General features: G+C 64.3%; 13 protein-coding genes. 9 read left to right on the top strand and 4 right to left on the bottom strand.

Going from position 1 to position 24,539, the window contains the following annotated elements; translation table 11 throughout:
• Positions 1 to 493: 493 nt before the first annotated feature.
• Positions 494 to 1,618: an HNH endonuclease gene (locus tag HH310_RS19910; protein ID WP_169177083.1), complete on the bottom strand. Its 1,125-nt coding sequence runs from the start codon at positions 1,616 to 1,618 to the stop codon at positions 494 to 496.
• A gap of 71 nt (positions 1,619 to 1,689) precedes the next feature.
• Between HH310_RS19910 and HH310_RS19905 the strand changes: the two genes are divergently transcribed.
• The 3 genes from HH310_RS19905 to HH310_RS19895 are packed head-to-tail and all read left to right on the top strand — an operon-like array spanning position 1,690 to position 6,975.
• Positions 1,690 to 2,202, top strand: a complete 513-nt coding sequence (locus HH310_RS19905) for a hypothetical protein (protein WP_169177082.1) — start codon at positions 1,690 to 1,692, stop codon at positions 2,200 to 2,202.
• Positions 2,165 to 6,157 (top strand): AAA domain-containing protein, encoded by a 3,993-nt coding sequence (locus HH310_RS19900; RefSeq protein ID WP_169177081.1) that lies wholly within the window; start codon positions 2,165 to 2,167, stop codon positions 6,155 to 6,157. The genes HH310_RS19905 and HH310_RS19900 overlap by 38 nt, the downstream gene beginning before the upstream one ends.
• Entirely contained in the window at positions 6,157 to 6,975 is an 819-nt protein-coding gene (locus HH310_RS19895) for a hypothetical protein (RefSeq protein ID WP_169177080.1), read from the top strand. The genes HH310_RS19900 and HH310_RS19895 overlap by 1 nt, the downstream gene beginning before the upstream one ends.
• A gap of 69 nt (positions 6,976 to 7,044) precedes the next feature.
• Here HH310_RS19895 and HH310_RS19890 read toward each other — a convergent pair whose 3' ends face one another.
• Both HH310_RS19890 and HH310_RS19885 read right to left on the bottom strand, forming a co-directional pair.
• The gene (locus HH310_RS19890; protein WP_169177079.1) at positions 7,045 to 8,535 is read right to left on the bottom strand and encodes an AAA family ATPase; all 1,491 of its coding nucleotides are present in this window, start codon (positions 8,533 to 8,535) and stop codon (positions 7,045 to 7,047) included.
• 103 nt (positions 8,536 to 8,638) lie between these two features.
• Positions 8,639 to 9,439, bottom strand: coding sequence for a hypothetical protein (locus tag HH310_RS19885; protein WP_169177078.1), 801 nt, complete (start codon positions 9,437 to 9,439; stop codon positions 8,639 to 8,641).
• A 200-nt stretch (positions 9,440 to 9,639) separates the two neighbouring features.
• Between HH310_RS19885 and HH310_RS19880 the strand changes: the two genes are divergently transcribed.
• The 6 genes from HH310_RS19880 to HH310_RS19860 all read left to right on the top strand — a co-directional run bounded on the left by HH310_RS19880 (position 9,640) and on the right by HH310_RS19860 (position 22,471).
• Entirely contained in the window at positions 9,640 to 13,077 is a 3,438-nt protein-coding gene (locus HH310_RS19880; RefSeq protein WP_169177077.1) for a helicase-related protein, read from the top strand.
• 99 nt (positions 13,078 to 13,176) lie between these two features.
• Entirely contained in the window at positions 13,177 to 14,154 is a 978-nt protein-coding gene (locus HH310_RS43225; protein ID WP_211192378.1) for a DUF1156 domain-containing protein, read from the top strand.
• Positions 14,155 to 14,192: 38 nt separating this feature from the next.
• Entirely contained in the window at positions 14,193 to 15,986 is a 1,794-nt protein-coding gene (locus HH310_RS43220) for a DUF1156 domain-containing protein (protein ID WP_211192377.1), read from the top strand.
• Positions 15,986 to 19,321 carry a Swt1 family HEPN domain-containing protein gene (locus HH310_RS19870; protein ID WP_211192376.1) on the top strand — a complete coding sequence of 1,112 codons (3,336 nt, stop codon included), beginning with the start codon at positions 15,986 to 15,988 and terminating at the stop codon, positions 19,319 to 19,321. The genes HH310_RS43220 and HH310_RS19870 overlap by 1 nt, the downstream gene beginning before the upstream one ends.
• 97 nt (positions 19,322 to 19,418) lie before the next feature.
• Positions 19,419 to 19,886, top strand: a complete 468-nt coding sequence (locus HH310_RS19865) for a hypothetical protein (RefSeq protein WP_169177076.1) — start codon at positions 19,419 to 19,421, stop codon at positions 19,884 to 19,886.
• Entirely contained in the window at positions 19,883 to 22,471 is a 2,589-nt protein-coding gene (locus HH310_RS19860) for a tetratricopeptide repeat protein (protein ID WP_169177075.1), read from the top strand. The genes HH310_RS19865 and HH310_RS19860 overlap by 4 nt, the downstream gene beginning before the upstream one ends.
• Positions 22,472 to 23,523: 1,052 nt before the next feature.
• Here HH310_RS19860 and HH310_RS19855 read toward each other — a convergent pair.
• Positions 23,524 to 24,528 carry a hypothetical protein gene (locus tag HH310_RS19855; protein ID WP_169177074.1) on the bottom strand — a complete coding sequence of 335 codons (1,005 nt, stop codon included), beginning with the start codon at positions 24,526 to 24,528 and terminating at the stop codon, positions 23,524 to 23,526.
• Between the last annotated feature and the right edge of the window lie 11 nt (positions 24,529 to 24,539).

The following is a 24,539-nucleotide window of genomic DNA, read 5'->3' as shown; positions in this document are numbered from 1 at the left end:
GCGAAGCCTGTGCCAACTGTGCCATCCGCTAAGAAGGACAAGTTGGACAGGGAAACGTCGCGTGTGTCCGCGCCAGCCGGGCAGACCGTACGTCCGGGTACGCCCGCTACGGCATTCGCTGATCCTCGATGTCATGCGATGCTCCCCGAGCATGAGGGCGGAGCACGACAGTTCCGATCCAGACAGTGGCGGCGATCAGAGCCACGCGCAGCGTGATACGCGACTGGCGCAGGTCGGAGCCCGCGCGCAAACAGCTGGCCTCGGGGCGTGAGGGACCGAGAGGGGCTCGCTCGAATGCCGCAGCCAAGGGTGAGAGCGTTCGAGCCGCAGCAGAGGCTGCTTCAACGCTCCCTCTCGGAGCGGCGGTGCAGTCGTGTCTGGCAGATGTGCGAGGCCGGCCGGCGCGCAACGAAGAAGAGGGACTCCTCCTCGACGGGACCAGTGAAGCGGATCGTCCAGGGCTCCTGCCGGGCCCGCTGGTCGGCGGCGCCGTTCACGCCCGGCTGGTCTCGACATCAACGGCGGTGCCGGGAATCCACACGTCGGTCTTGACGCGCATAACGGGGGCCGCAGTGAGGTCCCAGCTCATCGTCATGGTGTACTGCGCGATGACATGCACGTCGACCCCGATGTCGATGATCTCGGGGTCGGGACCCCACGGGTCGATGTCGTTCACGACTGCGGTGTAGTAGCCGTGCATCTGCCCGCTAATTTCAACGGTCATCCTCGTGCCATCACGATGACATCCGCTGATGCGCATGGGAGTGAACAAGGCGTCGGTGCTGATGGAGGCAAGGTTCCCGGTTTCATCAAATTCGTTGCGCGCGGCCCAGTCAGCTCGGTCGGCGACATAAGTGATCAGCTCGCGTACACCGTCTTCGAGGACCTCGCGCCACGGCCGGCCACAGAATTCTTCGACCCAGGTGGACACTGCGCGGCCGTAGGCGTCAAGGGTCAGCGAGGCACTGACGATGTCGCCGCAGAGGGAGAGCCGGATATCTCGGTGCACGACGAAATCTGCCTTCTTCTCGTCCAGCAGCGCCAAGGTCTGCACCACGGCGGGGGCATGCTGCATGAACTCGGCGCGGGTCTTCGCGTCACGCATGTCGGCCCGGACAGCGGTGGTCAGTCCGCGGGCGACCTGGCGCGCGGTGGCGTGCTCGCGGACGAGCCGGATCACGTGCGGGCTATGGTCGCGGGCGATATGCAGGAGGGTGGTCATCCCCGGCGTACGCAGGATCCGGTCGCGTTTCTTGTTATTGCAGGGCCCGCAGATCACGGTTAGGTTCGCAGGCTGGTCGACGTGGAAATCGGTGTCGAGCCCGTGGTAGATGATCAGTTCGTCGAGGACAGAGGGGTCAACGGTGCGCGGGATCAGGTGCTCGATCTGCGTCTCGGTGAAGACCTTGGCGCGTCCACAACCGACGCAGATGGCGCCCCAGACCTCGTAGAGCGCGCCGCGCAGTAGGACGTCGTCGCTGCCGCGATAGCCGACCTGGTCGGCGAGCAGCGGGCCGGCGGCGGGTGGGCGACCACTCACCGGTAACCACCGATCGGCGTCTGGTCGCCCGGTGCCGTCATTTCGCAGTCCCCTTTCTTGCCGAAACAGTGGGTTCATTCATGTTCACCATGTTGCTTTCAGTGGTCGTTCTCCCACATTCTGTGTTGCTGGGCTGTTGAGGAGGATGCGTGCCTGAGCTGCTGTCACCGACCGATGCTGACCTGATCGACCGTACGCGGCGCCTTGTCACCTACCTGCGCTTCGTCCGTCGCAACTCGCGCTCAGGCGCCCGGGACTCGCTCAAAGGTGCGTCCCCGCTGTGGCTGGCGGAGCTGCTGGCCTTGCAGGCGGACCCGGAGCAAGGCTCGTTCCTCGTACTCGAGCGGCCGTCCCTGGTGCCGTACCCCGAGCCGCCGCCGGGGTTGGCAGGCTGGTTGAGCCCGGAGTTTGTTGCGACGGACCCGTGGGGGCCCGAGCCGTCGCTGCGCGAACCTCCCCACGACCGCTCTGGGGCCGGCGATGCGGAGGTTCCGGACCATGTTCTCGCGGTCTTTGCAGACTGGTCTGCCGGATGGTCGGAGTGGATGAAACAGCAGAAGGCCGCGCAAACAGCTGATGATCTTTTCGCCAGCTTGAAAAAGATGATCGAGAAGGCCGGCAAGAATGAGCACGAGCTGGTCCTCGGCGTCGGGGCTGGTTAGCGACTTCGACACGGGTCGTTGGTCGTTACGCCAGCATTTTCTGGCCGGACAGGTGGAGGCAGAGATCGACCCGGACCACGATGTGATCCGGCTGGCGCTGACCGATGGCCTGCACCGCACCGACGAGGACGTCTTCGACCTCAACGACGGCTACCTCGCCACGTCTACCAGCATGCCGTTGCCGGCCTGGTCAAGTCTCGAACCGCTATCTCCCGACGTTGCGGTGTGGCTGGAGCAATGGCTCAAACTGCGATGGCGGACACCTCCCCGGTGGGAGCCGGTGCTGGCCGAGCCAGAGCCGGCGGCGGAGAGCCGTCTGCTGCTGACCCTGTCGCCGGCCCTATTTCTGCGGCCGCGGGAAAGCAGCGGAGTGGCTTCATTCTATGAGCAGATCGCCGAGACGCTGGACGCGGTCGACGCACGTTCCCCGCTGGGGCTTACGCAACTGATCGAGCCCCTGGATCGTCAGCAGCGGACGGCGTGGATCAACGACAAAACGGTCCCACCGATCAGCGACGACCCGCTGCTGCCGTTAGCGTCGAATCGGCAGCAGCGGCGCGTGATCGAGCAACTGCGTACCAACGCCGCCGTCGTTGTGCAGGGCCCGCCCGGAACAGGCAAGACCCACACGATTGCAAACCTGATCTGTGCGTTACTCGCCGATGGGCTGCGAGTATTGGTGACCAGCAGACACCGGCAGCCCTTGAAGGTCGTTCACGACTTGCTTCCCGATGGGGTGCGTGACCTGGCAGTGCTGGCGCAGGGCAAATCGGCCGAGGACCGCAAAGACCTCGATCGGACGCTGATCGCCTTGTCCGAGCTGTCGTCGGCCGCTGACCCACAGCTGTTGTCCCGCGACATCGCGACACTGCGGCAACGACACGACGAGCTTCGCCGCCGGCTGGCCTGCGTGACCGAGGAACTGCGCGATCTCCGCGCGGCCGAGTACCGGCCGCAGCACCTGGACATCGACGGCTACCGGGGAATTCCAGCACAGGTGATCGCCGCGGTTGAGAACGACCGTGCGATACACGGCTGGATCGGTGAGCTGCCGCCCGATGCTGCGGTCACGGCGCCGCTGAACGGCCACGAAGCTGACGAGTTGCTGCAGCTGCTGGACGCGGATTACACCGGGCTCGATGACGACGTGCACGTGCCGGATCCGGCGATGGTGTCCGAGCCAGCGACGATCGTGCGTGCCGTGCGGGCGATCGCGGAGGCGCAACGGATCTTCAGCGACGACTTCGACGAGGTAAAGACGCTGATGGAGGGGCTCAGCGGGCCGGTGCTGCAGCAACTGACCGACACCGTCAACCGGGTGTCCGACGCCCTCAGTGGCTGCGGCCTGTCAGAGACGTTGTCGTTGTGGCAGCGCGACGACTGGCGGCTGGTCGCCGCCACGGATCTACTGCAAGGCGGCAGTGGCGCGTCGTGGGCGTCGCTGCAAGCCGCGTTTGACCACGTCAGCCCTGTGCTGCAGGATGCCGTATCCGCAGACGACCGTGACATCGACTGGGGTGCTACCGACGGGCATACCGACGTCGGCCGGTTGCTGCGGCAGGCCAAACGATTGCGTCACTATCTGCAACAACCCACTCGTATCCGGCAAGGCGGCCGCCGGATACGGCGCCTGCTCCCGGCGCCGGAGCAAGCCCAGGCCGCCGAACTGCTGCAGTGCTGCACGGTCGGCGGGGCACCGCTGGCAAACCTCGAGCAGGCGCAGACGGTGATCGCCGCTCTACGAGCAGAGGCAGCCTGCGCAGGCGTGATCGAGATGTGCCGAACCATGGGCATCGGTTGGCGAGCCGGAACACACCGGCTGCAGATGACCCAGCTGCGGGACATCAAAACCAGCCTGGACGCGATCATCCAGCTCGCCGCCGCCCGCCGCCCGATCGAGCAGGCACTGCAACGCCCGGACTCCCGCTACCTCGTCACCGCGCCAGGGCGTTGGGACCTGATCGTCCGGCTCGTGCGCAACGCCAGCCGGATCATGCTGGCCGCACAGTTCACCACCATGCTGGAGCAGATGACCCGAACACTGCTCGCTGCGAGCACTACGGCCCGCCCCGGCCCGTTGCTCGACCGGCTACTGAAAGCCGTCGATGAGCGGGACGCCGCCAACTACACGCAGGCCCATCGAGACATCGCGCACACTCGTCATCGCCTTTTGCAACGCCGCCGCCGCGACGAACTGCTGCAGCAGCTAGCCTCAGCACACCCGAAACTCGCCGAACACCTGCGCGCCACCACCGATCCGGCCTGGCGGCCACGGCTGATAGCCCTTCAGGCCGCATGGAACTGGGCACGGGCGGCCGCCCACGTCGACGGAGTTCCGGCAGCGCAACGCGAGCAGCAATACCGGCAAGCACTCGATGAGACCGAAGGGCAGCTGCGGCAGGTCACCGAACACCTAGCCGCAAAACGAGCGCTGCTGCACTTCATTCACCGCCGCGGCCTGCCACAGTGGCAAGCGCTGCAGTCATACCGCTCTGCGGTCAACCGATACGGCAGGGACGGCGGAGACTACAAAATCCAACGCACCAAAGGCCTACGCTCGGCGCTGCGCGACGCAACCCGCGCCGTGCCAGCCTTACTGATGCGCGTCGAGGACGTAGCCAGTGACATCCCCGCCGAACCCGACGCATTCGACGTGCTCATCATCGATGAGGCCAGCCAGGTGACCGTCGACGCGGCCTTCCTGCTGTGGCCGGCGCCCCGCGCCGTCATCGTCGGCGACGACCGGCAATGCACGCCGGGCTTTCCCCCGAAGAAACTGCCCGCCTACTGGCGGATGGCCAACGAATACCTCAAAGAACTCCCCGACCATCTCCGACAGGACTTCGGTCCAGACTCGAACCTGTACGAACTTCTCTCGACCCACCTACTCGACGTCGTAAGACTGGTCGAACACTTCCGCTGCGTCCCGGAAATAATCGGCTGGTCCACCGACGAATTCTACGAGGGCAGACTCCGCCCGCTCAGGCAACTACAGGCGCAACGTCTCGACCCACTCAACGTCGTCCGAGTCGAACACGCCACCACAATGGGCGTCGGCACCAACCGGTACAACGAAGCCGAAGCCACAAAGATAGTCGATGAAATACGCAAGATGGTCGACAACCCGCTCTACCGCGGCAAGACCATCGGCGTCATCCTCCTGCTTACATCCAAGGAACACGTCAACGTTCTGAACCGGATGATCGACACCTTCATCGGCCCGGAGAAACGCCGCCGTTTTAAGATCCGAGTCGGCGATCCCGCCGCCTTCCAGGGCGACGAACGTGACGTCATCCTGCTGTCTATGGTCGTGGACAAGAGCCCCGAACCGGCCACCAGACGAGAAGCCCGGCAGCGGTTCAACGTCGCCGCTACCCGCGCCCGCGACCAACTGTGGCTATTCACCTCCGTACCGGACGACCAACTTGGGCTCACCGACCTGCGCCGCTCCCTGCTGGTCTACATGGAGAATCCGCCCATCCGCCTCGCCATGGACCCCGACCTGGACCATCTGTCGCCGGACCTGCTGAGCGACCCATTCGAATCATTGCTCGAACAACGGGTGTTCCTCGAACTGCGCCGTCGCGACTACACCGTCATTGCCCATTACCCACTCGACGGCAACCCGATCGATCTGCTGGTCGTGGGCGACAACAGCCAACTGGCCGTCGAATGCCACTGCGCCGCGCTACCCATGACCCTCGAGGACATCGAACGCGAGATCGAACGCGAACGTGAACTACTGCGCTCCGGCTGGCAGATCGTCCGGATTCGAGAAAGTGAATACCTGCACGATCCCAAAGTTGCGCTGGCCCCGCTGTGGAAGCACCTGGAGGTACGAGGAATCGGCCCCACCTCGCTACGACCTCCACCGCCCCCCGGCAAAGAGACCTGGTCACGCGTCAGCATGCCCGACAGCGACGAAGACGACGACTACGACGAAGGACAAGGCTGATGCTCGAAGCACTCGATGACAACATCCTGTCCGAAATCGCCCGCATCGCCTGCGGCGACGACGGCAGACCCTTGGTCCGCCGCACCGGCAACGACCTCGCCAAACTGCTGCAACAGGCCGGCTGGCAGAACGTACCCCGCTTCCAGGAACCGCGCCGCAACTGGCTGACCGGCCAGCTCCGCACCCGCCGCAACCAGCCTGGCGCCGTCGAAGCCGTCGTCAAACGCCTCGCCGACCGACGCGAATATGTACACCGCAACCTCCCGTTTGCCGCTGCCCAGATCACCGAAGAACTCAACAAGATCCTGGCTATCGAAGACGTCGAAGTTGCCCACAGCCTTGGACGCCCCACCGTCCGCCGGATCGATCACAGCGTCGCCGAACCTGCCGATGACGCCGACACCGCACTGCACACCGCGATGACCGACCTCGTCCGCGACCCAGCATTGGCTGCCATCTTGCAGAACCGGCTCAACGAGGCCCGCATTTGCGAACGTCATGGCGCGTGGGTCAGCGCGGTCATCATGCTGGGCAGCCTTCTCGAAGGCGTCCTGCTCGATGCCGCCGCAGTCAGGCTCCCGCACCCCCAACAACCACCCGAAAAATGGACGCTAAGCACACTGATCCAGACTGCCCACCAAAAGAAATGGATTCAACGCGACGCCCGCGGATTCCTCGACCCTCTGCGCCAATATCGCAATTCGGTACACCCCAACGTCCAGCCGGAGCTGCAGGATCCACCGGACAAAGACACCCTCGCCATGTGCCGCTCGGTCGTGAACGCAACTCTCAACGACCTCGCCGCCACCGCTCCGTAGCCAAGAGGTTGATCACCCATCTCGGTGCCAGCCCGCCCGAGGCTTCGGCGGCGCACCGCCGTGGGGCAATCACGGCGCGCCGCTACCGTAGCGTGCCGGTCCGGTTGGCAGAGCCAGGCGCATCCCGCCGTACTTCTGGTAGCGGCGCATGAAGGCCTCCTCCCCGCCCTCGAGGACCTGCCTTATGTGCGTGCGGATCTGCAAGTTGTCGATTGATCCCTGACTGCCGACGACCATGCCGGCGTTCGTTGCGTCGAGCACCGCCACGAGTTCCGCGTCGCCGAGCATGGGGATGTTCGGATTGTGGGTGGCGGCGATGATCTGCCGATCGTGCTCCTGCGCGGTGAGAGCCTTTTGCTGCCGGATCATCGTGACGATGTCGTCGAAGATGAACTGGTTGTCAAGGTCGTCTTCGGGTTGGTCGAGCAGCATCGCCCGGCCGTCCACGGTGAAGATCAGCAGGAGGATGGCGGTAGCCCGTTGGCCGGTCGACAGGTGATCGAGATCGCTGCTGCCTTGGCCGGTGTTCAGGAGGACGTTGACTCCGTCGCGGGGCGCGAGGCCTTCTAGCTCGGCAAGCCGGTCAGCTTCGGGGTCGGTGAGCCAGGCGTAAATCTTGTCGGCTTGAGTGCGGCTGATGCTGAAGCGTCGGGCGATCTCGTCGGCGCCGGCTTCGACGATGGCGGCGATCTGTGCGCCGTCGATGCCCTCCTGGGCCGTGATCGCGGCTACCGCGGTCGCCTGGGTGCTGGACCTGGCAAGCAGGTTCTTCAGAGCGGTCGCGAACTGTTCGTTGTCGCCATCGGGGGTCACGACGACCTGGAGCCGTTGCGACAGCCGATTGTTGATCACTTCGGCGGCGTCTTGGCGGACCCGGCTCTGGTTTTCGCGCGCCTTGTTCAGCTCGTCGAGGATCCCGCGGCGCTCGTGGCCCAGTCGCGCGATGTCGGCCTGTTTACCGACCAGCGTCTCGTGTTCGATTCGTAGGGCATCGAGCTCGCGGGTGCAACGCAGCACTGCGTCTGCGTCGATCTTATCGGCGTGGAGTTCCTGCTTGACGGCGTTGAGCTCGTCGGTCAGCGCCCGCACTCGGCTCGTGTGGGCACCACGCAGACCGGTGAGGCGGTGGTGTGCCGACCGCATGGCCGCGACAGCGTCGGCATAGGCGCGATCAATTGCGACGCTAGTCTCGGCCAGCACGTTCGTCGCCTGCCGGGTGAGGTCGTCCTCGATGGCGGTCAGGCTGGCCTGCAGGTCAGCGAACTGATCCTTCACATCGGTTAGCGAGGATCCCCACCGCTCCTCTGACTCGATAGCCTCGACGTTGTCAGCCAACTGCTGGTCGACCTGGTCGAGGCGCCGGTGCATGTCGAGCTTTTGCAGTACTCCGTTGTCGCGACACACCTGCAGCTCGTGTTCGAGTGCACGGATGCGTGCGGCTATCTCCGGCAGCCGGGCATGCTCGATGCGGAGCTTACGCAGGTCGGAGCCCAGTCTTAGCCGCGTAGGCGGCGGCGCCAGCTCCCAGACCGCTTCCCGTCTGCTGATCGCCTTGGACAAGTTGGGTGAAGACGTATCGGCGGGATGTTTGGTCGAGGGTGCAGTCAAAGTGGTGCAGTCGCTGAGTCTGCTAATCAAGATCGACTTCTGGCGCGGCTCCGCGTTATGAACGTGGCCAGCCCAGTTGGTGCCAGCGGTGCTGACCGGAGAACCAGGCGCCAGTTTGCCGCGAAAGTCTGTAGGTGCCGAGCCAACCGAGGGGTTTCACGAAGACGTCGACCTTCCATGACGAGCCGTGCCGAGTCTGGGTAAGCCCACAGGTGGACAGCTCGTGATACCAGCCTTGGTAGGTTTCACAAACGAGTACGGCCCGGGCCGACTCGTCGGGTCCAGTCGTCAGGTGGCTTGTAGGTTCGGAACTCGTGCTGACCGGCGTGGTCGCGTGGCTCGAAAGATGCATGGTGTCGCCGCTGCCGAAGATGTACATCCACCGTGAGTCTCTGCGGCTCGCCTCGAGCCACTTCGGGTTGATCTGGTCGCGATCGGATGACGGGTGACGGGCGCCTAGGTATTGGTTCTCCAGAAGGAAGTACGGCGAATTGGCCGCCCACGCCAGCACGTCTGGAACGTAGTGGCCCCACCAGCCTTTGACGACGGCGAGGATTGGATGGTCTGTCGGCTGTCCGAGCTCGTGCCATCGTTCGATTCCGAGGTCGGGGCGCCTCCATCCCATGCCGAAGACCACCAAGTGAAAGAACGGTCCCCAGTACGCGATGCGCTCCCCGAGATGATCGCTCGCGCCATCCGTTCGCTCGCGCATGATTAACGGATCCGGCGGCGGTAGATGCGCGCCCTGCGGGTCGGCCACCGCGCTCCAGGCCTGCGCGAGCGCGGCAACCCAGGGCCCGCCGTCGCCGAGCGCCGCGTACGAATATGGCGTGCCCGGCGGCTCCGCCGCAGTCATAGAAGCAGGCTATTGCCCTAAGCCGAGGCCTGTCAGCGGGTCCGGAGATCCGATGCGAAGCGGCGGTCGCGGTCTCGATCGCTTGGCTGCGCCGCTCGCCGACGCCGGAACGCATCTCGTACCCAGCCCTACCAAGTTTCCTGTCGTCGAGTTACGCGATTTCGTGCGGGCCAGCGCCCCGTAGCAGGTGGAATGGCGGGGTGGAGTTTTCGGAGCTGACACCGCTGGCCCGTGTTACCGGTGTTGTCCCTGGTGAGGCCGTTACGGTGCAGGCGCTGATCCCCCACGGCGACAACGCGGCGACCATCATCTTCCGCAACGCAGCGGGTGCGTTGGTGGAGCAAATCCTGCATCGAGATGACGTCGAGAAGCTCACCCTGGACGCCGGATCGACGCGTCCGTTCGACGCCGACGCCGCAGACTTCAAGCTCGTGGCCGAGGCACAGCGGATCAGCCTGGCCGGTCTCCACGACCCGATGGTGGCGGTGGCCACGAGCGACGTGCGACCTCTGCCCCACCAGTTGCGGGCGGTCTATGGCGAGCTCCTTCCGCGGACACCGCTGCGATTCCTGCTCGCCGACGATCCCGGCGCAGGTAAAACGATCATGGCCGGCTTGTATGTCAAAGAGCTGCTGCTGCGCGACGACGTACGCCACTGCCTTATCGTCGCGCCGGGCGGGCTGGTGGAGCAGTGGCAGGACGAGCTGTACCTCAAATTCGGCCTGCGCTTCGACATCCTGACTGCCGGCACGGCCAACGGCATGATCGGAGAATCGGTCTTCGATGCCCACCCGCTGCTGATCGCCCGCATGGATCAGCTCTCGCGATGCCTTGCCCGCGAAGACGAGATCGGCCGCCAGCTCGAGGACGCCGAATGGGACCTCGTGGTGGTGGATGAGGCACACCGGATGGGCGCGCACTACTTCGGCGCGAAACTGGAGAAGACCAAGCGGTATCAGCTTGGTGAGCTGCTGCGCGACAGCGCCCGGCACTTACTGTTGATGACGGCCACCCCGCACGCAGGCAAAGACGAGGACTTCCAACTCTTCCTCCAACTGCTCGACGTCGACCGCTTCGCCGGCCGGTACCGCAAAGGTGTGCACGGCGACGACGCCGGCGGCCTGATGCGTCGCATGATCAAGGAAGACCTACTGACCTTCGAGGGGCGGCCGCTGTTCCCCGAGCGGATGGCTCAGACCGTCCCATACGAGCTGACCGACGACGAAGCAGCCCTCTACGAGCAGGTCACCCAATACGTGCGGCAAGGCATGAACCGAGCCGCAAAGCTGGAAGACAAGCGCAAGAACACGATCGGTTTCGCCTTGACCGTGCTTCAGCGGCGGCTCGCGTCGAGCCCTGAGGCGATCTACCAGTCGCTGGTACGCCGCACCGAGCGGCTACGCCGACGTAGGCAGCAGATCATGACCGGCGCGACGGACGACGAGCCTACGCTGCGCGACGAAGAAATCTTCGACGACCCGGACGAGTACAGCGCCGACGAGATCGAGCGCGTCGAAGAGGACGTACTCGACGCGGCAACCGCCGCCCGCACCATCGAAGAACTCGACGTCGAACTCGCGGAACTCGAAGAACTGGCCGCCGCGGCCAAACGCGTACGAGACAAGGGCGAAGACCGCAAATGGGCTGAGCTACGGCGAATCCTTGAAGACGAGGCCTTGCTTACCACAGCCGGCGGCACGCCCCGCAAACTCATCGTGTTCACCGAACACCGCGACACGCTGGAGTACCTGCGAGGGCGGATCTCTTCCCTGCTGGGTCGGGCCCGCGCCGTGGAGGGCATCCACGGCGGGGTGCACCGCGACGAGCGCCGTCGAATCACCGAGGAGTTCACCAAGAACCCGGACTGCCGGGTACTGGTCGCCACCGACGCCGCCGGCGAGGGCCTCAACCTGCAGGCCGCCCACCTGATGGTCAACTACGACCTGCCCTGGAACCCCAACCGCATCGAACAGCGCTTCGGCCGCATCCACCGCATCGGGCAAACCGAAGTCTGCCGGCTATGGAACCTGGTGGCCAGCAACACCCGGGAAGGAGAAGTCTTCACCCGGCTCCTGTCCAAGATCGAGGAGCAACGCCAGGCGTACGGCGGCAAGGTCTTCGACGTCCTCGGGCTGGCCTTCGCGGAAACCCCGCTGCGTACGCTCCTCATCGAGGCAATCCGCTACGGCGAACAACCAGAAGTACGCGCTCGCATGCACCAGGTCATCGACGCCGGCATCGCCGACGGCGTCACCGAGATGGTCAACGACCACGCGCTCGCCCACGACACCCTCAGCCACACCGACCTGGAGGCGCTGTCCCGGCAGATGGACGAGGCCCGCGCCCGCCGTCTCCAACCCCACTACATCGAATGGGCCTTCCGCAACGGATTCACCCGCCTCGGCGGCCGGCTCGCCCGCCGCGAGAAGAACCGCTTCGAGATCAACAACGTCCCCGCCACCGTACGCGCGGCGGCCCGACGCGGTCCGATTGCGACCCGGTACGAGCGCGTGACCTTCGACCTTGCAGCGATCGACGCCGATGGCAAACCCCGAGCCGTCCTGCTGGCACCGGGCCACCCGTTGCACGACACCGTCGCCGCACAGGTCATCGAGCGATGGGGGACCGGCCTGGAACGCGGTGCCGTACTCGTGTCGACAGCGCTGGACGCTCCGCACTTGCTCGTGGGGGTGCTCGAGGAAGTCGTCGACGCCACTGGCGCGTCGGTGGCCCGCCGATTCGGGTACGCCTACGTCAACGCGACCGGCGAAGTGACGGCCGCCGGCCCGGCACCCTACCTCGACTGCGTCGCTGCCCCGTCCGGAACGGCAACGGAGACAGCCCGCGCCCTGTCGTGGCTCGCCTCGGCCGAGGAGACGGCTACCAGCTGGATCATCACCGAGCGGCTACCGGAGTACCTGGCCCAGGTACGCGAGCGTCGAGGCGTCGAGCTGGCACACACCCGCCAGCAAGTTGTCGCTCGACTCGACGCGGAAATCAACAGACTGGCAGCCGAGGCGCTCGAAGCCGGCGAGAAGGCAGCCTCCGGTGGCAAGCCCAAGGAAACCGCCGACAGCCTCACCCGTAAAGCAGCCGAGCTCGAGGAGCGGCTAGAACGGCGTACGGTCGAGCTGGATCAACAGTCTGTGATGTCGACCAGGCCGCCTCGGGTCGTCACCGCCGTCATCGTGCTGCCCCTCGCGTCCGTGGAAGCCGAATTGCCGGCCGAGGCGCCGATCCACGCCGTCGAAACCAAGGCCGTCGAAAGACGTGGCGTTGACCTCGTCCTCGCCACCGAACGCAAGCTCGGCCGTATACCAACCGAGCAACCGTTCACCAATCCTGGCTTCGACGTGCTCTCCGAGGTAAATGACGAGGACCCGATCCGCATCGAGGTGAAGGCGCGACTGGCCGGCGCCGAAGACTTCTACGTCACCCACAACGAGGTCGTGCTCGGACGCAACGCGGCGCCGCGCTATCGGCTGGCCCTGGTCTGTGTCGACCCGCGCGGCTCTGAGCACGACGAGGTGCGTTACCTCGGCGACCCGTTTAAGGGCGTGGAGATCGGAGACTTCGCCGCCACCGGCGTGCGCGCCGACTGGGCCAAGACTTGGGCGGCGGCGCAACCACCATTCTGAATATTACTCACATAGCGTGATGGGCTGGGTGAAGCTGGCAGGAAGGCATAGATCACTAGCTTCGGCCCGACGGGCCCGTACCGCGAAGGACAGCCCGCCATGGTCTCCACGCCTCGTCCCAAGCTCATCGAGGTCGCCCTGCCCCTCGAAGCCATCAATCGGGAATCGGCGCGGGAGAAGTCCATCCGCCACGGACACCCGTCGACCCTGCACCTGTGGTGGGCCCGCCGACCGCTTGCCGCTGCTCGAGCTGTGCTCTTCGCGCAACTCGTCGACGACCCGTCCGGGCATCCGGAGAAGTTCCCCACGGTCGAAGCGCAGAAGGCCGAGCGGGAACGCTTGCACAGGCTCATTGAGCGCCTGGTCGTGTGGGAGAACACCCGCGATGGGGCTCTGCTCGCCGAGGCGCGCGCCGAGATCGTCGCATCCTGCGACGGCAACCCGCCGCCGATCCTCGATCCGTTCGCTGGCGGCGGTTCCATTCCTTTGGAGGCTCAGCGGCTCGGCTTGGAGGCACACGCTTCCGATCTCAACCCGGTTGCCGTGCTTATCTGCAAGGCCCTCATCGAGATTCCGCCGAAGTTCCGCGACCAGCCGCCGGTGTTTCCCGACCTCGCCGAATCCCGGCTTGGCGGCTGGCATGGGGCGGAGGGGCTGGCAGCCGATGTTCGCGCCTACGGCGAATGGATGCGCGACGAAGCCGAACAACGCATTGGCCACCTTTATCCGAAGGCCACCCTTCCAGACGGTACGAATGCCAGCATCATCGCCTGGATCTGGGCCCGCACCGTCACCTGCCCCAACCCCGGCTGCGGAATCGAAATGCCGCTCGTCCGCTCGTGGTGGCTCGGCAAGAAGAAAGGCAAAGAGGCATACATTGTCCCGTCCGTGACTGACGATCCCACCCACCCCAGCGGCAAACGAATCACCTACAACATCGGTCACGACCCGGCTAACACACCTCAGCTCGATACCGACGGTACGGTCGGCCACACGGGGCGGTCTGTTTGGCGTGCAATAGCGGCGTTGATTTGGCATATGTGCGGGCAGAGGGTGTTGCGTCCCGTCTGGGTGTAAAGCTCATTGCGGTCGCGGCTGAGGGAAATCGTAGACGGGTGTATCTGGCGTCGACCGACGAACAAGAATCCGCGGCTCGGATTGCGCGGCCGCCATCGGCTCCAGACGGTGAACTGCCGAAGCAAGCGCTGGGCTTCCGAGTCCAGGCCTATGGCATGACGGCTTGGTCGGATTTGTTCATCAGTCGACAGTTGGTGGCGTTGACGACATTTAGTGATTTGGTCAAGGAGGCGCGAGAGCGGATCCTCAAAGATGCTCTCGGCGCGGGCAGTGCCCCGGGCGATCGCTTAGAAGAAGGTGGGGTCGATGCCGAAGCCTACGCCGACGCTGTAGCAACATATCTTGGAATAGGGGTGAGTCGGTACAGCAATTTTATTAATTCTCTATGTCAATGGCGTCCGGATGCAGGGAAAGAGCAGGTTGGTCATCTTTTCGCTCGTCAAGCGATTGCGATGGTGTGGGATTTTGCGGAGTCGTCGCCGTGGAGTAATTCTGCCGGTGGGTGGCTTCCGGCATTCCGTTTCATTGTGAAGGCCCTCGACAACTTAATGCCGGGACCTATAGGTAGGGCCTGGCAGGGTGATGCCGCAACCGAACACTTCTCGGGAATTTTGATCAGCACGGATCCGCCGTATTATGACAATATCGGATACTCGGACCTATCTGACTTCTTTTACATCTGGCTTCGGCGGTCCCTACAGACGATCCATCCCGACTTGCTCAGTACTCTGCTCGTGCCGAAGTCTGAAGAGTTGGTGGCAAATCAGTATCGACAAGGCGGCCGCGAAGCGGCGAAGCGATTCTTTGAGAACGGATTCCGCAAGGTCTTTGCGCGGGTTAGGTCATCTGCATGGCCAGACTTGCCAATTACTGTCTATTACGCTTTTAAGCAGTCTGATAGCGATGATGACGGGGCTGCGTCTACGGGCTGGGAGACGCTCCTTGACGGGATGATTCAGTCTCGTTGGTGTGTTACGGCGACTTGGCCGATGCGGAGCGAACTTGGGAATCGAATCCGTAGCCAAGGAAGTAATGCATTGGCCTCGTCTATTGTGCTTGTGTTGCGTCCACGGGCGGCAAATGCACCAAGTATCGACCGTCGAGGGTTCATAGCGGCGTTGCAGGCGGAGCTACCGAAGGCATTGCGAGATCTCCAACAGGGAGTGATTGCGCCGGTGGACCTACCGCAGGCCGCAATCGGGCCAGGGATGGCAGTTTTTTCGCGGTACTCCTCTGTAATCGAGGCCGATGGGTCGCCGATGCCGGTGCGAGCCGCATTGGCGCGGATCAACGAGGTACTCGACCAAGTACTCAACGAACAAGAGGGCGATTTTGACGGGCCAACCCGGTTTGCGGTCGCCTGGTATCGCCAGCACGGTTACACAACTGGAAAGTTCGGTGACGCTGACAACGTCGCCCGAGCACGTGGTACCGCGGTGGAGAGCCTGGACCGTGACGGGATTCTGACTTCCCGAGCTGGGAAGGTCACACTGCTGCGTCCGACCGAACTGCCAGCCGGCTATGACCCGCGCGACGATGATCGAATCAGTGTATGGGAGGTGACCCATCACCTTGTGCGAGCCTTAGAGACTGAGGGGATCCCCGCAGCAGGCCAGATGCTAATGCACGCTCGAGCAAGAGCGGGCGGGGGGATCGATGCCAACCTCGTGAAGGAGTTGGCGTTTCTGCTGTTCCGGGTTGCGGACGGCAGCGGCTGGGCCAAGGACGCCGTTTCTTTCAACAACCTCGCAACGTCCTGGACGGAGATCACCGACGCCGCAGGCGGCCTGGATGTCGAGCAGATCGCTCTTGATCTGGAGGGGGTTCGCTGATGGCTCTGTCGAACCGCGACCGGATTGGGCGGATGTTCGACCTGCTATCTCCGGCGCTGGACCAGTTTATTACTCGTGTGTTGAAGCCTGAGCTGCCACCGAACGTGCCGTGGTCGACGCTGGTTGCCGCGAAGGACGCCAAGAAGACCGGTGCTAATAAGGACTACGACACTCGCGACCCGCAGGTGCAGCTGCGGATGCTGACGGAGAACATCACAGGTCAGCTCAAGCCCGGCTGGTTCCCGTTTGAGGGCGTGCTGGGCCCAATACATAAAAGCTTCGCCGGGGAATTGCGAGAGGTCCGCAACAGGTGGGCGCACGGTGCGTCGTTCACCGACGACGATACCTACCGAGCGTTGGACACCGCCGAACGGCTGCTCGCCGCGCTGAACCTCGCGGCCGTTGCCGATCATGTGGCGAAGATCCGGCTGGACCTGCGGCGGGTCACGGCCGACAAGGACGACCGCCGCACCCTAAAGAACCTGATCAGCAGCCCGGAATCGGCCGGCCTGCGCCCATGGCGGGAGGTACTGCCGCCGCACGAGGACGTCGCGACTGGCAACTTCCAAGCCGCCGAGTTCGCCGCTGACCTGTACAAGGTGGCCGCCAAGGTCGACACCAGCAGCGACTACGCCGACCCGGTGGAGTTCTTCACGCGTACCTATCTCACCGAGGGCCTAAAGGACCTGATCGACCGGGCGGTCCACAGGCTTGCCGGTGACGGCAACGCCTCTCCGGTGATCAACCTGCAGACCAACTTCGGCGGTGGCAAGACCCACTCGATGCTGTCCCTCTGGCATCTGGCCGCAGGCCTCGACCGCGGCACCTACCCGCAGGAGCTTCAAGAACTGCTCGGCGACTGCGGTTACGACCGCATCGGTGGTGAGGTCCGTCGGGTCGCGATCGTCGGCAACCACATTGCCCCATCCGGTGAAACGAAACCCGACGGCACCAGAGTGAACACGCTCTGGGGCGAGTTGGCCTGGCAACTCGGTGGCCCCGACGCGTACGCGAAGGTCGCTGAGGCCGACCAACAAGGCACTGCGCCTGGGGGAGCGCTGCATGAGTTGCTCGCTGCGCATGCCCCAGCGGTGATCCTGATCGACGAGTGGGTCGCTTATGCCCGGCAGCTCTACGACAAGAACGATCTCGCCGGCGGCACCTTCGACACCCAGTTCACCTTCGCGCAATCGCTGACCGAGGCGGCCAAGGGGACCTCCGGTGTGCTGTTGGCGATCTCGATTCCAGCCTCGAACAATCCCGACCAGACAACCGTGGTCGGCGCGGCCGAGGAAGTCGGCGGCCCGCACGGGCTCGAGGCGCTCAAACGACTGCAGAACGTCGTGCGCCGCATCGCCCACCAATGGGTTCCGGCCTCGTCGGACGAGGCATACCACATCGTCCGACAGCGTCTGTTCACCACACCCGACGCCGAGGCGCTCGCGGCGATCGGGGCGACCGCCCGGGCGTTCGGCGAGTTCTACCGCAAACACGCCGACGACTTCCCGAAGGAAGCGCACGACCACGCCTACGAGGACCGAATCCGGCACACGTACCCGATCCACCCGGAACTGTTCGACCGGCTCTACGAGGACTGGTCGAGCCTGGAACGGTTCCAACGCACCCGTGGCGTGCTGCGTCTGATGAACACCGTCATCCACGCCCTGTGGGTGGGGGAGGACGCTGGCTCGCTGATCCTTCCCGGGTCCATCCCGCTCGCCACCGCGACAGTGAACAGTGAGCTGACCCAATATCTCCAGGACTCCTGGAAGGCCATCATCGACGCTGACGTCGACGGGCCGAACTCCGAGCCCGCCAAGATCGACGCAGGCAAACCGCTCTACGGGCAGCGGCACCTGACCAAGCGACTGGCCCGCACCGTATTCTTCGGCGCCGCACCCACCATCGGGGCTGCGCACCGGGGCTTGGAAACGCAGCGGGTCTTCCTCGGCGTCGCCACCCCCGGCGACGTACCCGGCAACTTCCACTCCGCGCTGGGCGCCCTCGCCGACAAGGCCACCTACTTTTACGCCGGCGGCGGCAAATACTGGTATGACCTGCAGGCCAACATCTCCCGCCGTGCCAAGGACCAGGCCGAACGACTGCACCCCGAGGACGTCTGGAAGGAAATCGCCGGTAGGCTCAAAAACCAAGGCAAGAGCCATGGCGCGTTCGCTGGCGTTCACATCTGCCCCGAAGACACCGCCGACATCCCCGATACCGACGAGGCCCGACTCGTCATCCTGCACCCGAAGGCCACCTACGACCGTAAAGACCCCGACAACCCCGCCGCCACGTTCGCCCGGTCTGCAACCGAACACCGCGGCACCGCCAACCGGGCGAGTCGCAACATGGTCGTCTACCTAGCCGCCGACATCGACCGGATGGCCGAACTGGACACCGCGGTCCGCGACTACCTCGGCTGGAGCGACGTCCTGGCCAGACAGAACGAACTCGACCTGACCCAAAACCAGAAGAACCAAGCCGACGACAAGCGACGGCACGCCGACGAAACCGTCAACGCCCGGCTCCTCGGCACCTACCACTGGGCCCTCATCCCCGAGCAGCCCCAGCCCGACCAGCCCTTCACGATCCAGGCACGCAAGGCCGAAGGGCAGGCAGCCTTCCTGGCCGAACGCGTGTCCAAACGCCTCGCCAACGACGGTGCTCTCTGCGACCAGCAAGCACCACGGGCCATCCGGCACGTCCTCGACGCCAAGGTGCCGACCCTGTGGGCCGGCGGTCACGTCAGCGTGGCCGATCTGTGGCGGGTGTACACCGCATACCCCTACATGCCGCGCCTGCGTGACCGCGCCGTTCTCAATGCCGGTCTCACCGAAGCGATGATCCTCTGGCAGCAGGAAGGGTTCGCCCTCGCCGACGGCTACGATCACGACGCCCAGCGTTACCGCGGTCTGATGATCCCGAACGAGCACACCGACGCCGCGATCACCGACGCCACGCTGATAGTCAAGCCCCAGCTGGCGGAGGCCCAACGAGCGTCGGAGACACGAGACCCGGATCCCGATCCTGTTGCTCCAGATTTCGTGGACCGGGCGAATCCGATCGGCCCGGACGGGAAACCGGCGGTGGTCAGCAACCACAAGACCCGCTACTTCGGCAGTAAGAAGCTGAACCCCGCACGGTACGGAACCGACTTCAAGAAGATCGCCGATGAAGTCCTCGCCCCTTTGGCCGCCACCCAGAACGTGCAACTTGTCGTTCGAGTGGAGGTCGAGGCCATCGCCACCGCGGGTTTCGACACCGCCAAGGTCCGCACCGTCGCAGAGAACGCCAGCACGCTTAAGTTCGACGAATCCGAGTTCGAAGACTGATCCCGCCGAGCCCGGCGGAGGCGCGTCAGCGTGCCTCCTGGCGGCTCGCGCGGCCTCCAGGGCTCTGGGGATTGCGGTGACAGGCAACAATGCAAGGGTGACTGTGCGCATCGGCAAGCCGTGGTGGATCGTGGGTCTGGTGGCCGGGCTGATCGTTCTGGCGGTAGCGGTAGCGCTGGCACGAGCCGGGCTGGAGGACGCCGACCGTTGGTCCAGTGTGATCAGCTTGTTCCTCGGCATCGCCGGGCTAGCGTTGAGCGTGTACAGCACGGTCAAGGCGCGCGGCGATTCCTCCGGGCCGACGAACAAGGTTCACAACACGGTCTCCAACGCCTCGGTGGAGGGGCTGGCCCTGCTCGGTCGGGACGTACGACGCGTCGGCCCGAGCGGTCGCCCCGCGTCCGCTGATGCCGCGCCACACCGCGAGCAGGAGCCATCGGAGGTCCGCAACCAGGTACAGGGCGGAACCTTCCACGGGCCCTTGATCATGGGGCGGGACATCGAAGACGTCACATTGCCACCTGCCTCTCCGCCCGAGCCCAACGGACCGGGAACCACGAAGTGAGCTTCGGTCGGGTATCGAACCGAATCACCGGAGGACAGTTCTTCAGCACGGTGATCATGGGCCGAAACATCTCAGTCACATTGCCGGCCGAGATCAAACCGGCCCTGACAGGACTTCCGCCGGCCACGCCCGTGTTCGCCGGGCGTGAGCATGCCGCCGAGGCCCTGCGTAACGCGTTAAGGCCCGGCCAGTCTGGCGTAGTCCAGCTGGTGTCCGCGGTGGCCGGGATGGCTGGAGTCGGCAAAACCGAGCTGGTCCTGCACACCGCGCACCAAGTCCTCGCCGACGGCTGGTTCCCTGGTGGAGTGCTCTTCATCGACATGTTCGGCTACGACCCCGAACGCCGAGTGACCGCCGAGGAAGCGCTGGCTGGATGGCTAGCGGCGCTGGGGATTCCGGGTGAACACATCCCGACCGACTTGAGCGGCCGATCCCTACTCTGGCGCAGCATCGTAGATGCCTATACCGCCCAGGACAAGCGGCTCCTGCTGGTCATCGACAACGTCGACAGCGAGGAACAGGTGCGTCCGCTGCTGCCGAGCGACGGCCGGATACCTGTACTGGTGACTTCCCGGCACACGCTCGACTTGGATGCCCGGCTGCATGACCTGGACATCCTAGGCCAGGATCCGTCCACCGGACTGCTGGCCGAGGTGATCAGTTTTCGCCTCGGCCCGGACGACCCACGTTTGCGGGCGGATGGCCGAAAGTCACTAGCCGATCTTGCCGGCCTGTGTGCAGGGCTGCCGCTCGCCTTGCGCATTGTGGCGGCGCTACTGGTCGACCGGCCTCAGCTCGAGACACGAACGTTGGCCGGTCGGTTGCGCGACGAACAGCATCGCCTATCCAGCCTGACCCGCCAGCAGAAGGCCGTACGCTCGGCATTCGATCTCTCTTATCAGCATCTCACCGATGCGCAGGCCCGTCTCTTTCGACTCCTGCCGCTCAATCCGGGCACCGACATCGCCACCATCGCCGCCGCCCACCTCGCCGGGTACTCGGAGCATCAAGCCGCGGAACTACTCGCCGACCTGCATCGAGCGCACTTGGTGACCGAGCCTGCGCCGGAACGCTGGAGCATGCACGACCTACTTCGCCTGCATGCAGCCGAACAGCAGAAAACCAATGACGGCGACAATGAGTCCGAGGCGAGTCAGGCGCGGCAGCGCTTGTACCGCTACTACCAATGGGCTGCCAGCGCGGCGAGTACCCACTTGATCCCGACTGCGGCGGCCGAGCTACACACCTTCGCCGGCCGCGACGATGCCCTGATGTGGCTGGACGGCGAGCTTGCCAATCTGATGGCGGTGGCCGCGAACGCGCCGAACCTCCAGATGACCGAGATAACAATCGATCTCGCCCTGACCCTCGGTGAATACCTAAGCCTGCGTCGCCATCTCCAAGACTGGATTACTCTCACCAGCCAGGCAAGGCAACTTTGCCACCGCAACGAGGACCGATCCGGCGAAGCCATTGCCTCGAACAACCTCAGTTTCGCGCTCTACCAAGCTGGGAACCATGATGCGGCCGCTGAGGCAGCGACCCATGCCCAGCAGATACTCCACCAGCTCGGCAACCAGCAGCACGAAGGCGCAGCGTGGAACCACCTCGGACTCGCGCTGACCGCGATGCAGCGTTTCGAGGAGGCGGCCGCCGCGTTCGGCAACAGCCTCGAACTGCTGGATAGAGTTGGGGATACGCACGGGCAAGCCCGCGTATGGAACGACTTCGGCATCGTTCTACGCCAGACGAAACAGCTCGACAAAGCTATCGAAGTCAGCATCGACGCGCGCGACATCCTCCGGACGACCGGCGACAAACACGGTGAAGCCAAAGCGTGGGGCAACCTCGGGGGAGCTCTTGCCGAGAACGGACAGGAAGACGAAGCAGCGGAAGCACAGGCGCAAGCTTGTAGGCTCTTCCGGGAGGCGGGAGATTTACACAGCGCGGCAGTGGCGTCAAACGACCTGAGCCTTGCGCTCGCTAACGTCGGCCGTCTTGACGAGGCCGTCGACGCGGCCATCCAAGCTCGGGACATTTTTCAGCAGACGGGCGATAGTCAAGGTGAAGGTCTGGCCTGGAACAATCTCGGCATCGCTCTGCATCAACTAGGCCGACACCATGAGGCATACAAAGCCCACACCGCGGCCTACAAGATCTTTGATCAACTTCAGGACCAGTACGGACTTGCGCAAACCTGGGCTGGCCTCGGACGCGCGTTGTCCGGACTCAACCATCTCGACGAGGCCATCAATGCACACGCCCGAGCTGGACAAATCTTCCAAGCATTCGCGGACCGGTACGGCGAGGGGCAGGCATACCGGCAGCTGGGCATCAGCTTATTCGGTGTAGGTCGGATCGATGACGCCGTTCTAACTCACTATCAGGCATTAAAGATATTCAGGGATATTGGCGCACGGCCGGAAGAAGGGCTGACCGCAGGCAGCCTCTTCTTCATCCTTGTGGAGGAGGGGTTGCCAGGTGCCCGAAGCATCGGGGAACACGCGATCACCGTCCTCTTAGAGGGCGGTAAGCAGGATCTCGTAGCCGACATCCGGGAACGTCTAAGCAGGCTCCCCCAATGATCTACCTCGACCGACGGGATGCGCAGACTAGAGGGCCAGGCTTTAGGGGACATACAGGTGGGCGTCTTAAGCGGCGACCGGCTACGGCGAAGACATCGGCTGGCTCTCCTGGGAGCAAAGAGTTTGCTCTGGATCGGGCACGATGCGCTACGTGCTCGACCGTCAGCTCTACGGCAGATGCCAACGCCCGCTTATCCGAAATACATGTCCGTGTTGCGGCAAAAGGCCCTTCACTCTCAACAAGAACGGCAAGTCCCCCAAGCACGTCACAACCGAGGGCGGACGGTGCTCTCTGCCGGACGGCGAACTACAGCTAACCGGGTAACCCGCGGTCGCCGTAACCCTCGCTCCGTTTCCGCCCGCTCGGCCCCTACCGATGCGGGACGACGGCTGAAGGCTCTGCGCGGTCTGGATTAGACCGGATGAACCACGACAGCTACAAGCGCGATCGTTCACTCAATTGGAGTCTGCAGCGACAACGACGAACCCCTGGACTACGAGACGGACCGTCGCCGACGCAGCACGCCGATGGGTGCGCCGGGTCGTCACGGCGAGGCGATGAAGTAAAATTGAACCTCAAGATCACTTGGATCGCTGATTAATTCAGGACTGACCGATGCCGCTGCAGATTCGCCGATCCCGAGCCGGGGTGCATCTGTTCGATCGCCATTCGGGGCTGAACGTCCTGGCCGACGAGGTTTAACGTTGCGGACGACGACTACTCCCAGGCTCCACGGTACCTGTCCGTAGCTCCTGACCAACGCGTGTGACCTTCACTGCGCCTATTTTTACGCGCCGAAGCAGACCGCGATGCTGAGCGCGGATCGTGTGGTCGCCTGGGCGGCTGAAATCGCCGACGCCAAATGTCTTGGGATCGGCCTCGGCGGCGGAGAGCCCAGCACATATCCGCGCTTCGCGCAGATATGTTTGCAGGTCAGCCGGTCGACGGCGATGGCGGTGATTCACGACCCATGGCCATCGGCTGACCCCTCGCCTCGTCGAATGCGTTCAGGAGCATGTGTACTTCGGGCGTTTGCCGGTCGACGGCGCTGCTACAGGATCCCATGCATTTTCAAGACTCGGGCCGTGTCAGGGCCGTCGAGGACCATGTATTTGCGTGGGTTGCGGAGGTCGTGCGCGAAGGTTTCCATCGTGCTGACCACGTTTGGGGTGATCTCATGGCAGTGCTGAATGACCAGCAGCTCGGCAGGCTCGCTGAAAAGACGCACGATCTGGTCGCCGTTCTTACCGAGGGCCTTGACGGTCATGGGCTTGGGGAATCCGGGCCCCTTGAGTAGCCAGGCCGTCGACATGTAGCGCCCCTGGACTTGAAGCCGTGCAGAGTACAGGTCAGACTTTTCTCCACCCCAATCTTTGTGGACGAACAATTCGCCGATAATGGCTGCCAGCGTACGCTTGACAGTCTCCTCCGGAGTTGCCAGAAGCGCGTCCAGGTCCTGCTGGGTCACGGGGCTCCGGAAATTCGCGGCCGCGAACTGATCGACGTCGGCCGGGTAGACGCGGCGGCTCGGAGTGAAGCCGTAGGCGGCGAGTTCGTCGTCCTCGATGAACGACCGCACCCCGACGAACGCCGGTCGCAGCTCGATGTGAGACCTGTCGAAGGCGATCACCGTGCCGACGACGTAGACGGGCCGGCTGCCGATGAGTTGGCCGGCGGCCGAATCGGCAACGAGCCGCGACGAGTTGAACGATCCGTGGACGGTCACACTGTCGTCGGTGTTCAACGTGGCGTGGAAGTCCACCGGTTTGTCACCGGCTTGATCGCGTTCTTTCGCGCGTCGAAACGTGAGGGTCTGTTCGATGCCGACAATTTGTCCGATGCGGAGCTGTTGCTCGTGAACGAGTTTCTGCAGCTCTGCGATCCCCAGCATCGGTAAGGCCTCGGCGAGCGCCGCCGCCAGCGCATACGGCGCTGTTACCGCAAGACCGGCCGGCCGAGTCGACCGGTCGGCGGCCTGCGCGGCTCGCTGCGTGCCGAGGAGGCCGACGACCTGTTCGTGGTGAAGGAAATACGGTTCCAGCGAGACCCTGACCACCCGCGGATCGT

The organism is Actinoplanes sp. TBRC 11911 (assembly GCF_012933445.1).
Classification (GTDB): domain Bacteria; phylum Actinomycetota; class Actinomycetes; order Mycobacteriales; family Micromonosporaceae; genus Actinoplanes.
This window is presented reverse-complemented; position numbering and strand designations above follow the sequence as displayed.

Excerpts from the sequence above, each read along its gene's own strand:
- HH310_RS19910 (WP_169177083.1), bottom strand. The coding sequence starts at position 1,618 with ATGAACCCACTGTTTCGGCAAGAAAGGGGACTGCGAAATGACGGCACC.
- HH310_RS19900 (WP_169177081.1), top strand. The coding sequence starts at position 2,165 with ATGAGCACGAGCTGGTCCTCGGCGTCGGGGCTGGTTAGCGACTTCGAC.
- HH310_RS19895 (WP_169177080.1), top strand. The coding sequence starts at position 6,157 with ATGCTCGAAGCACTCGATGACAACATCCTGTCCGAAATCGCCCGCATC.
- HH310_RS19885 (WP_169177078.1), bottom strand. The coding sequence starts at position 9,439 with ATGACTGCGGCGGAGCCGCCGGGCACGCCATATTCGTACGCGGCGCTC.
- HH310_RS43225 (WP_211192378.1), top strand. The coding sequence starts at position 13,177 with ATGGTCTCCACGCCTCGTCCCAAGCTCATCGAGGTCGCCCTGCCCCTC.
- HH310_RS19870 (WP_211192376.1), top strand. The coding sequence starts at position 15,986 with ATGGCTCTGTCGAACCGCGACCGGATTGGGCGGATGTTCGACCTGCTA.